The organism is Nostoc sp., from assembly GCF_036917975.1.
Taxonomy (GTDB): Bacteria; Cyanobacteriota; Cyanobacteriia; order Cyanobacteriales; family Nostocaceae; genus Nostoc.
Genome location: NZ_JBALEJ010000014.1, coordinates 214,888 through 229,783 on the forward strand (window position 1 = coordinate 214,888; position 14,896 = coordinate 229,783).

Here is a 14,896-nt window from a genome sequence, read left to right on the forward strand (position 1 = left end):
TTTAACAAATTCCGTGGGTTTAAGTCCCCCGGTTCAATAACCGGCAATTTTTGGGTCGGGGTCTAAATCCCCATCACAAAACTTAATTACGAATTACGAATTACGAATTACGAATTATTTAAAATCGGGTCTGATACTCCACGACTGCACGACTGTCATCAGTTAAGTTAGTGGAAGCACGAACACGAAATTGGTCGTTTATCCGGTAATTAACACCCCATTGGAATGGGTCATTTGTAGTCAAAATTTTGATGCTGGAAACGGATATCTTAGAAGAAATATCAACCCCAGCCTCAGCTGCTAATTCCAAAGTTGAATTGCTTCTTCCTGCTTCGGGATTCTCAGAAATAACGGTAGGAAATATCCGCAATTCACTTAAGCCAAAAGTACTCCCAATTTGGTTAAAAGTTGACTGAAAATTGTTGAATACAGCCGAACCTGCGATGTTAATCAGACCCAAAGTACTGTCTGCACGTCCTTGGGCGTCTACAAACCCACCTCCTAAAAGAGCAACAATTTCGGTTTGACTACGTGACGGACTACTTGTTAATTCTAAATTCTCATTCAGTTTGCTCGCTAAACCGTTGATAGTGGCTTCGACTCGAACACTCTCTAAGGCTGATAAACCTGTGGCATTTACTCGTCCGAAATCATTACTTTGAGTTACATCCAGTACTTTGGCAAATAGCTGAATATCTAAGTTGGGGTCACGGGGTTGAGAAGGACTAAAAGTTGCGGTCTGTTTATAGCCACGAACAAGGTTAAATTGGGTAGTAAATAAATTGACTCCACCTTGTTCTAACTGGATAGTGCCATCGGGTATAGGTTGATTGATTGAGCCGTTAACGATGAGATTACCAGTGGCGCGGAAGCTGAGAATAGGGGCACGGGTAATTTGGACGTTTTTACCTAGTTCCAAATCTAGATTATTAAATCTGGCGTTGGCATTTCCCGTCCCATTCCCAATTTCAGGTTTACTCTGCTTATCGGCTTTTGTGGGTGATACACCAAAACTACTATTATTTGTATTTGCAGATGTCGTGGCATCGGTAGATTCTGCTAGCAATACCTGACCATCAAATAAATTTACTCTACCGCCAATCATGGGGTTAAGGGCAGAACCAGTAATCTGCAAATTGCCGCTAGCGCCTCCCTGGTAAAGTCCTTTGAGATTCAACGCTAGCTGATCGAGGTTAACAGTCAGGGGATTATTAATAGTTACGTTTTCATTGTTGAAGATGGAAATTTCTCCAGCAGCTTCTACCTTCCCATGACTAAATCTACCCTGAAGATTTTCTACTGAGATGCGGTCAAAATTAAACAGTACTCTACCTGTGACACGTCTCAGCTTACCTGGCAAAGCCTGGGCTGAAAAAGTAGCATTATTGACAGTAGCAATTCCATCTACTTGGGGTTTTTGCAATGTTCCCCGCACCTTGAGGTCTACTTCTCCTTCACCTTTCTCAAATACCACTTGATTAGTTAATGCGTTTAAAAATGCCAATCCCTCGTTTTCTAACTTCATATCCAAACTGATTTGATCGCTGTCTGGTGCAACAGTTGCAAAAGGCAATTTATAAGGTATGCTGCCAGTAATATCAACAGGTTTTGGCCCGCCAACTGCTACAGTACTACTAAAGTTTAAGCGTCCGTCGGCATAGCTGAAACTTGCTGTTGCTGACTCTATTTTGCTCTGATTCAGCATTCCTTCTGTGATTTGCAATTCCCCTCTAGCTTGGGGATTAGCAATACTACCTGCTAAAGCTGCTGTAGCGTTAAGATTACCTGTGATTCCAACCGGCAGTTTGACAACATTATTCAATAGTTGTACTGGAAAATTATTCACCCGCAGCTGACCAGATTGTTCATCACCGCCAATGTTACCCGTAAAGGCAATTAGCCTGTTTTGAGATTCGAGGCGTAATGGTCGCAAACTCAATACACCGTTTTCAAAGTTGCCTTCAGCAATCACTTTGTCGGCAGTATAAAAACGATTTCGTTCTTCCTTTTTACCCCAGGCAAAGTTTTCTCCATTCAAATTAAATTCCACTGATAATCCATTGGCTGTAGCTGTATTTACAGCCACTTCTCCGTTGAAAGTCCCCTTTAAGTCTGCCAAATCTGGTATGGGAGTGGAATCAAGTCGTTGTTGTTCCTTTTCTGCTACCAAAGCTTCAATTTCAGAAAACCGTTGGATTTGGGTTAATAAGGGTAGATTTGGCGCTCCTTGGGGGGTGGTGGTTAGATCTGCTGCTGTGCCGTAGATTTCTGCGGAACCACCTGGCAAATTTTGTAAATCAAATACTTTTGCTACAGCTACAACATCTTGGATTTGACCCTGCTTGACGTTCAGTTTACCTTGTAGTTGAGGGCCTTTCGGAGTTTGGTCAAAAGTCCCGACAAGGGCGTAGCGACTGCTGCCTTTGATAAATTCGCTACTTGCGAGTGTGGCTTTACCGTTACTGTAGCGGAATTGAGCAGCTATTCGATCGCCTTTAACTAGTCCAATTTGCGGATTGGCGATCGCTAAATTCCCCGTTGTTGCCAATGTCTGCTGATTAAACAGCAAATCCCCAGTCAACAACCCAGCGATCTTACCAGCACCCAATCGAGTAATTGCTGGCGGAGTCAAATTCAATATTTGTAAGGGGAAATTGGCAACTTTCAGTGCCCAATCATTCCCTTGAACATTACCTATGGCTGATGCTTGCTGCCATTTGACTAAGAAAGATTTCGGGCGATTATTGGCATCTAAATTTAAGTTGAGGCGATCTCTGCCGAGAAGCCCCTTCGGGTCTACGCTTTTACCTGCCAAGTTCAAACTTAAACCGCGTCCCTGTGCGGAATCGATGTTTCCAGTTAACAACGGTTCAAAAGCAATATCTTGAACAACCAAGTCTCGTAAGTTAATTTGCCCTACCACATTTGGTAAGGGCAGCTTACCAGTGATTTGACCATTAAAATCTACTCTTCCCGCCACAGCAACCTGATTAGGAAGATTGATTGGTAACTGTTTTAAGTTGTAATTCTGCGCCTGGACTTTGAGATTTAGGGCAGTAATTTCCGGTATGCCTGCCTGTTTGGCATTGGCTAATATGTTACCAGTCACACTTAAACCGGGAGCAGTTGCTTGCTCAATGGTCAGCCTTTCACCACTCCAAGCGATCGCAGCACTCAAGGGTTGCTCAAGACCAGGAATACCTTGGGATAATTGCACCTGTCCAGCAGCACGCACATCAGCTAATTTGGAAGATCCTAGCGTGCCAACTAATTGTAACTGACCGCTAAACTGACCCCGTAATTGCTGATTTAACCGATTTAATTCCACACCAGAAGCATTAACTACAGCTTGATAGCGACCATTAGCCACTTGGATATTAGAAGCTGCGATCGTTCCACCTGCAACATCCAGCCGTCCCTGACCACTGGCTTGAATAGTTTGTGGTTGAAAAGATTCAACAGAACCCGCCACGTTTGCTTGACCAGTTAACGCTCCCTGGAATTGTTTTGGTACTGCTGCCAACTTCTGCAACGGCACATTCTTAGCCTGAACTTGCGCCCGGTATACACCATTAGCCACTTGGATATTAGAGGCTGTAATCGTTCCACTTCCAACATTTATCTGCGCCTGACCACTGGCTTGAATAGTTTGTGGTTGAAAAGATTCAACAGAACCCGCCACGTTTACTTGACCAGTTAACGCTCCCTGGAATTGCTTTGGTACTGCTGCCAACTTCTGCATAGGCACATTCTTAGCCTGAACTTGCGCCTGATATACACCATTAGCCACTTGAATATTAGAGGCTGTAATCGTTCCCCTTCCAACATTTATCCGCGCCTGACCACTGGCTTGAATAGTTTGCGGTTTAAAAGAATCAACAGAACCCGCGACGTTGAACTGACCAGTTAACGCACCTTGGAACTGCTTTGGTACTGCTGCCAACTTCTGCATAGGTACATTTTTAGCCTGCACTTCCGCCTGATAAACACCATTAGCCACTTGGATATTTTTCGCTGTAACCGTGCCACCGCCAATAGCAAGGCGACCTTCACCATTGCCACTGAGGGTTTTGAGGCTGAAATTCTCTCTGTTCCCTGCGATTTGGAACGTTCCCGCCAAAGGATTATTTAAAGCTGGGGGAGACTGTTTCAATATTTGTCCCAGCCGCACATCATTAGCTACAAGTTGAGCAGAAAAGCTTTGCTCTTGCAGTTGGATATTAGAAATTGCAACTGTACCGCCACCAATTTGAACTCCTGCCCCATCACTGCGAACCGTGGCAATTTTAAATGGTGCTGTGCTTCCTGAGAGGATGAGACGACCATTGAATTGTGCTGCCGCCAAAGAGACATTTTGCAGTTGACTTTTGTCTACAAAGGGTTCCAATTTCACCCCAGAGGCAACCGCCACAGCTTGCCAACGCTCATTGGCATAACTACCAGTTGCCCGGACTGTACCACCACTGACATTTAGAGCTACATTGCGGAAAGAGACGGTGCGATTTGGAGCGATCGCAACTTCGCCTGTTCCGGGGTAAGTTCCGTTAGGAGCTTGAAACTGTACCACAGTTTGGACATTGGTGGGAGCGCCAGTTAGTTCGGCTGTAGCTGAGACATTACCAATTTGAAAAGCGGGTGTTGTTTCATAAACTTTTGCGATCGCATCCCCTGGAACATTTTTGGCAGCAAAATTTAAATCCAGTTGTGGGCTTTTACCAAGTTGAATTGTGCCAGCGCCCGTAATGTCACCACCAACTTTAGCTTTACCTTGAATATCTTTCAGGGTAATTAAAGAGGAACTAGTAACAAGCTCAAACTTACTACTGATACTATTAAAATCAACTTTATCAATCCGAGCAGTTTGGATTGTGGCAACTGAGCCAGAGAGAATTGGCTCTTTTGTTGATCCGGTAATTTGTAAGTCTGCTTGTACTTGTCCTGCGATCGGCACAGGTAGTTTTACCTTGAGAGTCTCCTGGGCATTTGCCAAACTCACCGCATTTACACGCGCTGCCAACTTAAAGCCTGCTTTAGTATCGATGATTCCCGTAGCCACTAGGGGAATTTTGCCGTAGTTGCTAGTAACATTTTCTAACTGCAACTCCGTTCCTTGGAAGTGGAGGTTTCCTTGACTATTGCTCAACAATTGCGGGACTTTGGGTATTTGAAGTGTTACCCCTTGTACAGCAGCATTGCCAAACAATAAAGTTTGCTGTCCTGGCGTCAACCGAACCAGCAAGTCACCATTGGCTCGACCCGCCTGTAAGTTCACCGGTAACTTAATCAACCGAGTAATATCCGCAGCCAGCAGATCTTGTGCATGCACCTGGAAGTTCCCTGCTAGCACCCTGGAACGCGTCTCTCCCTGAATAGAAATACTGCCACCACTATCTGCTTGACCCCCAACTTCAAACCTGATCAACTGATTATTTGCCAGGAGTTGGGCAGATCCGTTGAGTTGAGAAAATGTTACGGGGGATGAAGGAGATATTGCTCCAGCTATTCCTTCATCTCCCCCAGTCTTTTCCTTCAATTTTGAATTTTGAATTTTGAATTTTGAATTTATTTCTCCCCCTACTCTCTTCTGCGGCATCAATGCCAGCTTGGCATTGCGAAACCGCAGATTGTCCAAATCGGTTTTAATCGGCCCGCCTTCACCTGACGACGCGATAGTAGTGGAAATCCAGCGCCCTCGGTCATCCTGTTGAATATAAATATCTGGGTTGACTAAGGTGACATCTAGCTTCAGGTGGCGGTTAAAGATTAGTTGTGGCAGGTCAAAACCCACCTCCACAGATTCCACTGTGGCTCGGTCTGGATCTGTGCTTGTTGCAGGGATAGCGGAAGCCCCAAACTGCACTCCCGTCAACGAAAATTGCGTGACTTTTCCCAGGTTTACTGGACGATTGAGTGTAGTCGTGAGACTTTGTTGTGCCAAGGGTGTTAACTCTGTTTGGACAAAAGTCCACAACCGCCAAATACCGACAATAACTCCTAACAGTAAAAGTCCGCCCAAAGCAATGCTACCCCGACTCAACACCAGCAACCACATACGCTTGCGGTTAGGGTAAGGGGAGTGACAATCTTGATTAGGAGATTTAATCATTTGCTTTCACTGTATTAATTGCCGGATGTCGCTGGCACACACAAGCATTAACTGGCACATTGATTCAGTATGCCATTTCCAGGATACGCCAACTAAACCCAAGACCTCATTGGTTAAGTTACGGTATTTGCTCGATTTAATCTCGATCTAATACTTATGCTTAATAATATTGGCGTTTTCAGGAAAATCTGAATAGAGTGAAAATTGTTCCTGTGACTTCCCTTGAGGCACAATCTCGAACTTTAATATGAATAAACCTTAAAAGGACAGATGATTACACCAATGCGTGTCTTTGTGTTAATTTTTAATGCTCGAACGGAAAATGAGGGGATTCACACGATTCGGGAGGGCAATCGCAATAAAATTCTGATGTTCGAGTCAGAAGACGATGCGACGCGCTTTGCCCTGATGTTAGAAGCTCAAGATTTCCCCGCACCAACACCAGAACCGATCGATGCTGAGGAAATCAAGGAATTTTGCGAAAGTGCTGGATATGAATGGGAAATTATCCCAGAAAACAGCAATTTAGTTGTCACTCCCCCAGAACTGAATGTAGAAGAAACTGACTGGCAAGCAGATGCCAAGCCCAAGAAGGATGATACTGTTGAAGACACCTTCTTGCCGAATCAACAACCACTAGAAGAACCAGAATTGTCTGATTCTGAACTAGAGAAGATTCGTCGCAAATTGGAAGGATTATTGTAAATGGTCATTAGTCATTGGTCATTAGTCATTGGTAACTGACAAATGACAAATGACTAATGACAAAGGACAAAGGACAAATGACAAATGACAAACTTGCAGGAACGCGGACATCTTTTAACCGAGCTGGTAAATCCTAACAGTCTGAACTTAGACCAGCTCAGTTCTCTGGAATTGGTGGAGTTGTTTAATAACGAAGACCAAAAAGCCGTCGCAGCAGTTGCAGCGGCGAAAGTTCAGTTGGCAGAGGCAATTGAGCGTACCGCAGAGCGTTTGCGCCACGGAGGACGCCTATTTTATATCGGTGCAGGGACAAGTGGCAGGTTAGGGGTGTTAGATGCTGCTGAGTGTCCACCTACTTTTTGCACACCCCCAGAGTTGGTACAGGGGATTATTGCTGGTGGTGCTGGCGCACTGGTACGCAGTTCTGAAGATTTAGAAGATAGCATCGAAGATGGTGAAAGTGCGATCGCTGGGCGACATATTACCCAACTAGATGTCGTAGTTGGCATTACTGCTGGTGGAACAACCCCTTATGTCCACGGCGCGCTTCATGCTGCTCGTCAGAGGGGAGCCACAACTATTTTTATCGCCTGTGTTCCTGCTGAACAAGTTAGTTTTGATGCCGATATCGATATTCGCCTATTGACAGGGCCAGAAATCATCGCTGGTTCAACTCGCCTGAAAGCTGGTACAGCCACTAAATTAGCTTTAAACATCCTTTCTAGTGGCGTGATGGTCAAGCTAGGCAAAGTTTATGGCAATCGGATGGTGGACGTGGCGGTAACAAATCAAAAGTTACGCGATCGCGCTTTGCGAATTTTGCAAGACCTCACAGGTTTAAGTCGAGAAGCTGCTGGTTTTTTACTAGAACGCAGTGGTAAATGGGTTAAGCTGGCGCTATTAATGCACTGGACTGGTTTGGAAAAAGATGAAGGCGATCGGCTGCTTTCAGAACACCAAAGTAATCTCAGGGCAGCTGTTGTGAGCTATCAAAACCACAACCAAATTGAATAATTTTTCTTAAATAAATACTAGATGTGAAAAAGGATCATCTCAATGAGTGTAAAAACACGCCTGCCCTGGCGAATGGAATTCGCGGCTATACAAACAAAATCCACGGAGGTGGGTTTAAAATTCTTTAGACATCTCCGAAAAAGAGTAGCAGTGCTACGTCTCTACAAGGGTTCTGGGTAACGCATATTTAATTTCTGGAGATGTCCTTTGAATCCGCGTAGGCGGCCTACCCTTCGGGAATGCCAAGGGCGAACGTTTGTGTAGCCGCGATTTCTAATCGCCTGGTATATTTGCTTTCGTTGAGATGCTCCCAGTGCTATGTCTCTATAAGTTTTGTTGATAAAGCATATTTCTGAAGATGTCTACTCTATAATATGGCTGCTACTTGTCTTAGTAGTAAGCCTTTTCCAAAAAAAATATTTCTTAAAAAAGCTGACATCATAAATGTATTAATAATTGCAAACTTAAATAAATATTTTTAACATGTATTGCTAATTTCAATAACTAAAGCACAACTCTCTAGAGAATGCTAATATTTTTTAAACAAAAATTCAGAACTTATACGGATATAATTTTGTATGAAAATTATTAAAATGATATATCAATACTCAATACTTCATGATATTGACGATGGCAATCTACTTTAGTCATAAATATTATCAAAAAAAATAAAGTCTGCCAATAAAAACTCTATGCTAGATAAATTATTTACTAGCAACAGTTTTGCTATCTTCCCATCTACCTTGCTTTTAATAATCTTGATTTAGACTGTTATATACCAAATGCATTTGTACTTATTCACATATTTACTGAACACTAATGTGGCGGAAGTGTTGCCTGGCTTTAACAAGTAACTTGAGTACCTTATCAGGTTAATTGAAATAGTAGCTGAATTTATACCTTTCTATACTAGTGTCGGTTTTAATGGCTAGATTTTTAATAAAAGGAACAAACTATGCCCCATCAGGAACTTATTTCAAATAACCTAGTAAATGAATTTAAAACTTGTACTCAGTTACAATACAATGGCAAATTAAGTATTAAGAGTTCAAAAGGCAGTCAATGGAATTTTTACTATCGACTGGGACGCATAGTTTGGGCAACCGGGGGAACTCATCCCTTCCGACGTTGGCGTAGACATATAGCTCAAAATTGCCCCCAAATTGATGTTGACAAGTTGCAGTTACGTGTGCAAGACCTATCAATTGATTACTGGGACTATAAACTGATAGAAGTCTTTTATAAAAAACAGAAAATCCAGAGGGAACAGATTCAATCTATTGCAGAAAATACGATAGCAGAACTATTATTTGACCTAGCTTTACAAGGAAACTTTGCTTCTATAAGTTGCAGTCGCAGCCAAGAAATTATCTTAGAAACTCCAATGAGCTTCACGAGTGCAGAAATGTCTGTAAAGCACATGCAAGACTCGTGGAAAATTTGGTCAGAAGCCGGTTTAGCAAATTTTTCTCCTGACTTGGCACCAGTTCTCCGACGACCAGAACAACTTGAGCAGATGGTTAGTCCATCTGTCTACAAAAACTTTGTGAATTTAATCAATGGCAAATTCACTCTGCGAGATTTAGCCATGAAAATGAAGCAGAGTGTACTGCCACTCACCCGTTCATTGCTTCCCTATATCCTTAAAGGAATCATTGAATTGGTAGAAGTACCTGACTTGCCTTTAGGAGTTACTGAAGTCAACAATAACTCTAATACCACACAAGCAAAGAAACGGACTATTCCACTAGTGGCTTGCGTCGATGATAGCCCTCAAGTATGTAAAATGCTAGAGGATATTATCACTTCCAATGGCTTGAGGTTTGTCAAAATTCAAGATGCTGTACAAGCTTTACCAACCCTCATTCAGGATAAACCAGACTTGATTTTCTTGGATTTGATTATGCCAGTTGCCAGTGGTTACGAAATTTGTACTCAGTTACGACGAATATCTACCTTTTCCAACACACCAATAATTATATTAACAGGCAGTGATGGTCTGTTAGATAGAGTTCGTGCCAAAGTAGTTGGTTCTACAGATTTTCTCACTAAACCTGTAGTGGCTGATAAGGTAATGAGTATTGTCCGCAAGTATTTGCCTACATCAAGTGTATCCACTGACAAAAGTAAATCTAGTTTAGAGGTTTGTAATTAGGGAGAATTAGAGACGATTTTTGATTCTGCATTCTTCCTCAAAACTTATAGATTTTTCCACCTCAGTAAAAATTAAATTATTGAGGTCAAACTATTTTGGATTTTAGATTTTGGATTTTAGATTGACTCCAGGCATCAAGTCATTGGCTCTGTCAATTAATTTTGGATTTTAGATTTATTCTTGCGTTTCAATTCGCTGGCTCTCAAGCATTTTTAAATTTTGAATCTTCAATCCAAAATCCAAAATTTAAAATCTAAAATTTGGTGATAAAACTATCTTACATTTAAATATATGTTAAGTTATGTTGATTACGTACTTTTTCTGATGTTGATATATAAAGATTGAATCAAAATTAAACAAATACAAATTTTTGTATTTGTAGCAGTCCTATTTGATTTGTGAAATAGTAGTTAGGGCAAAGGGGTTAGGGCTAGTCTCTAGTCCCTTCCATGTCTTTTTTAAGTAATCATTTAGGATCTGTATATTTTGTTTACATTTTGAGAAAAAGTTAACGAGTAATTGCCATGAATACTGTTTTAGTTGTTGAAGATGGCTTAACAGATATGGAAATAATCAGCCGTTACTTGCAACAGGCAGGTTATTCTGTGATTAGCGCCACCAGCAGTGAAGAGGCTCAAGATAAAATAGATCAAAACAAGCCAGACCTAATATTTCTCGACGTAATTTTACCAGGTAAAAGTGGCTTTGAAATTTGCCGAGAACTGAAAAATAATCCTGACACTAGCAACATACCTGTAGTTTTTTGCTCTACAAAAAATAGTGATGTAGATAAAATTTGGGGTAATATGTTAGGCGCTGATGGTTATCTATCAAAACCAATTGATCGAGAAGAACTAACGGTAATGTTAAAGCGACTACTTAATTAGTAAATATTTCATAAATCAACAAATACTGGACATCACTGTTTATCAAATAGAACCTCTGTAAGAACAAACAATAACTGCAAATAGTGGTGCAAGATAAATAATCAATGACAAAGGATCAATAGCTTTGGAAACCCAGGAAAAATTTTTAAGTTTTAATTTGGGAGCAAGTGATACAGCCGTAATTTCGTTACAACACATTACAGAAGTTTTGCAAGTATCATTACCAGAAATATGTGGCGTTCCTCAGATGCCAAGTAGCGTATTGGGTATTTATAACTGGCGTGGTGAGATGCTTTGGTTGGTTGATTTAGAGGCAATGTTAGGTTATCCTCCAATTTCTCAAGGGACAAACTTACTTTCAAAAATGATGGCGATTGTTCTGGAAAATAAGGGTAAGTATTTGGGATTATTGGTACGACAACTTATAGATATTGAATGGCTAGATACTAAGGAAATGAAGCCGGCAACGGCAGAATTATTTTATCCTAAAATATCACCTTTTTTACAGGGATATTTTATTAATGATTCGGAGGATATGATTTTTAACTTGGATGCCACAACTATTATCCAAGCTCCGATGTGGAGTATTCATAATTGAGTATTTAGTAATGATTAGGTATGTTAAAAAAATCTAATCATTAATAAGCAAATACCATAGCATTCTTACCTGCCACATATCAAATTATTACCCATCACATTTTTTGAGGTTAATCAAATGACATTCTTGTATAACAACAGCCATGACAGTGAGCCTCTAATCTCTGAATTAGAAAATCAGAATGGTAACGCCAATATAGCGAATATTGCTAGTAATGAAATATCTTTATTAAATGCGATCGCTCATGAATTTAAAACTTGGCGGCGACAGTTACAAGACATTGCAACTCACATGCGCCAAGCGCCAGACTTTGATACACTACTCAAAATTACTGTCGCGCAACTTAGAGAAAAGATTGGCTGCGATCGCGCCTTAATTTATCAGTTTACTTCCAGGGAATCAGGTAATGTTTTAGCAGAATCCAGAACACTAGGTTGGACACCAACTTTAGGCGAAAATATTCCCGGAATTATTTTTGGCTTATATACTAACCAAGACTATATAGAACCTGTCGTTATTGATGATATCAATCAAATTCAACTTACCCCTTATCAAAAGCAACTCCTAGAAAAATTTCAAATTAAAGCGAGTTTGAGTTTACCGATTGTAGTAGAAGGTAAAGTGTGGGGTTTACTAGCAGTAAATAATTGCTACTCAGCGCGACAGTGGCAAGAAGTAGAAATTAGTCTACTTTCTCAAATTACAACAGAACTGACTTACAAATTACAGAGCTTTGAATTCCAAAAAGAAGAGCAACAACGAGTATTAGCAAAGAAATCGGTAGCTAAAGTTATCGACAAAATTCTACGGGTATCAAATGTCGATAAGCTTTTTCAAACAACCACTCAAGAAGTACGTCAATTACTAAAATGCGATCGCGTCGGTGTCTATCGCTTCAAACCTGACTGGAGTGGTGAGTTTGTCTCTGAGTCTGTGGGTAATGGCTGGGTAAAAATGGTCGGCCCCGATTTTTACATGGTCTGGGAAGATACCCATTTACAAGACACTCAAGGAGGACGTTATGCCAAGGGTGAAAGCTTTGTGGTCAATGACATTTATCAAACGGGCCATGCTCAATGTCACATTGACATTTTAGAGCAGTATGAAATGAAGGCTTATATCATTGCACCGATATTTGCTGGAGAAAAATTATGGGGTTTGTTGGCAGCTTATCAGAATTCTGGGCCTCGTGATTGGCAACCTTGGGAAGAAACCTTTGTAACTCAAATTGGGTTGCAATTTGGTGTAGCTATCTCACAAGGGGAATATCTGGAACAAGTGCAAACAAAATCTGACCAACTAGCTAAAATAGTTGAACAAGAGAAAGTTTTCACTAAGATAGTCAACCGCATCCGACAATCTTCAGATGTAGAAAGTGTCTTCAAAACCACCACTCAAGAAGTGCGTCAATCACTACAATGCGATCGCGTCGCTGTCTATCGTTTTAACCCTGACTGGGGTGGCGAATTTGTGGCTGAGTCTGTGGGTACTGGTTGGACAAAACTGGTAGGCCCTGATATCAAAACCATTTTGGACGATACCTACTTGCAAGAAACTAAAGGAGGTAGGTATGTCAGAGGTGAAAACTTTATCGTTAATGATATCTATGAAGTAGGGTTAGCTCCTTGCCATATTGAGATTTTAAAGCAGTTTGAAGCCAAAGCTTACATGATTGTTCCGATATTCTTCGGGGATAAATTGTGGGGCTTGCTGGCAGCTTATCAAAATTCCAGCACCCGTGAATGGCAAAGCTGGGAAGTGAACTTTTTGGTTCAGACTAGCTTGCAATTTAGCCTCGCTAAATCACAGATAGATTATTTGGAATTAGTGCGGGTAAAATCTGAGAAACTAGCTCAGATAGCAGAACAAGAGAAAGCTATCACCAAAATCAGTAACCGCATCCGACAATCTTTGGATGTCGAAGAAATCTTCAAAACAACCACTCAAGAAGTCAGACAATTACTACGATGCGATCGCGTCGCCGTCTATCACTTCAACCCTAACTGGAGTGGTGAATTTATCGCAGAGTCAGCAGGTCATCTTTGGGTAAAACTGGTCGGACCCGATATCAAAACCGTCTGGGAAGATACCCACTTACAAGAAACTCAGGGAGGTCGATACGCCCAAGGAGAAAACTTTGTTGTCAATGACATCTATCAGGTAGGTCATTCTCCTTGCCACATTGAAATTTTAGAGCAATTTGAGGCCAAAGCTTATGTAATTGTTCCTGTATTTGCTGGTGAACAATTGTGGGGATTGCTGGCAGCTTATCAAAATTCTGGAACTCGTGATTGGGAAGAATCAGAAGTCACCTTGTTAGCACGCATTGGCAACCAGTTAGGACTGGCATTGCAACATACCGAGTATTTGCAACAAGTACAAGCGCAGTCAGCAAAATTAGCAGAAGCAGCAGCACGAGAAAAGGCAGCCAAGGAGTTACTACAACAACGATCTATTCAACTCTTAAAAGCCCTTAGACCTGCTCTCAACGGCGATTTAACAGTACGCGCACCGATTACAGAAGATGAGCTAGGTACGATCGCTGACGCTTACAATAATACCTTGCAAGCGCTGCGGCAAATCGTTATTCAGGTACAGGGAGCTGCTCAACAAGTTGCCCAAACTTCTAGCAATAGCGAGGCTTCACTAGCAGGATTGACCAATCTGGCGCAACAACAATCTGAGGAAATTACCGCAGCTTTAGGTGACATTCAACAGATGGTAGACTCTACTCAAGCCGTAGTGGCCAATGCAGAGTTAGTACAACTAGCGGTGCAACAAGCCAATCGAACTGTCGAGTCTGGCGATACTGCCATGAACCTGACTGTAAAAGCTATCCAAGGAATTCGCGAAACGGTTGCTCAAACCAGCAAAAAGATTAAACGCCTCAGTGAATCTTCGCAAAAAATTTCCAAAGTGGTGAATTTGATTGGTAATTTTGCTACACAGACAAACGTACTAGCTCTGAATGCAGCCATTGAAGCGACTCGTGCCGGTGAATATGGCAAAGGCTTTGCAGTTGTAGCTGATGAAGTCCGTTCTTTATCTCGCCAGTCAGCAGCAGCAACCATCGAAATTGAAAAATTAGTCCAGGAGATTCAAGCAGAAACCGGGGAAGTTGCAGTAGCAATGGAAACTGGTATTCAGCAGGTAGTGGAAGGTACAAACCTTGTCAGTGACACTCGCCAAAACTTAAATGCGATCGTTTCTGCAACTGCTGAAATTAGTCAGCTAATCGAGCGAATTACCGCAGCGACTCAAAAACAAATGGCGCAATCTGTAACAGTAACTAAATCAATGCAAGATGTAGCGGGAATTGCCAATAAAACTTTTGCTGAATCTCAAGAGATTGCGAATGTGTTCCAAGATTTATCAGGAATGGCGCAAGAGTTATTAACAACTGCTGATAAATTTAAAGTCAAATAAATTTT

7 protein-coding genes are annotated in these 14,896 nt (G+C 41.5%); 6 read left to right on the forward strand and 1 reads right to left on the reverse strand.

Annotated features, from left to right (window positions below):
* Positions 1 to 118 precede the first annotated feature (118 nt).
* Positions 119 to 6,106 carry a translocation/assembly module TamB domain-containing protein gene (locus V7K76_RS05730; RefSeq protein ID WP_334774805.1) on the reverse strand — a complete coding sequence of 1,996 codons (5,988 nt, stop codon included), beginning with the start codon at positions 6,104 to 6,106 and terminating at the stop codon, positions 119 to 121.
* 270 nt (positions 6,107 to 6,376) lie between these two features.
* On the opposite strand from V7K76_RS05730, the gene V7K76_RS05735 reads away from it, so the two are divergent.
* The 6 genes from V7K76_RS05735 (at position 6,377) to V7K76_RS05760 (ending at position 14,891) form a co-directional block, all read left to right on the forward strand.
* Positions 6,377 to 6,811, forward strand: coding sequence for a DUF3110 domain-containing protein (locus V7K76_RS05735; RefSeq protein WP_334774804.1), 435 nt, complete (start codon positions 6,377 to 6,379; stop codon positions 6,809 to 6,811).
* Between the two features lie 84 nt (positions 6,812 to 6,895).
* Positions 6,896 to 7,825, forward strand: a complete 930-nt coding sequence (gene murQ, locus V7K76_RS05740) for an N-acetylmuramic acid 6-phosphate etherase (protein ID WP_334774803.1) — start codon at positions 6,896 to 6,898, stop codon at positions 7,823 to 7,825.
* A 955-nt stretch (positions 7,826 to 8,780) separates the two neighbouring features.
* Positions 8,781 to 9,980, forward strand: a complete 1,200-nt coding sequence (locus V7K76_RS05745) for a response regulator (RefSeq protein WP_335029715.1) — start codon at positions 8,781 to 8,783, stop codon at positions 9,978 to 9,980.
* A 524-nt stretch (positions 9,981 to 10,504) separates the two neighbouring features.
* The gene (locus V7K76_RS05750) at positions 10,505 to 10,867 is read left to right on the forward strand and encodes a response regulator transcription factor (protein ID WP_334774801.1); all 363 of its coding nucleotides are present in this window, start codon (positions 10,505 to 10,507) and stop codon (positions 10,865 to 10,867) included.
* A 124-nt stretch (positions 10,868 to 10,991) separates the two neighbouring features.
* Positions 10,992 to 11,465 (forward strand): chemotaxis protein CheW, encoded by a 474-nt coding sequence (locus V7K76_RS05755; protein WP_334774800.1) that lies wholly within the window; start codon positions 10,992 to 10,994, stop codon positions 11,463 to 11,465.
* 117 nt (positions 11,466 to 11,582) lie between these two features.
* Complete coding sequence (locus tag V7K76_RS05760; protein WP_335029716.1) at positions 11,583 to 14,891, forward strand: GAF domain-containing protein; 3,309 nt, start codon at positions 11,583 to 11,585, stop codon at positions 14,889 to 14,891.
* The last annotated feature ends 5 nt before the right edge of the window (positions 14,892 to 14,896 follow it).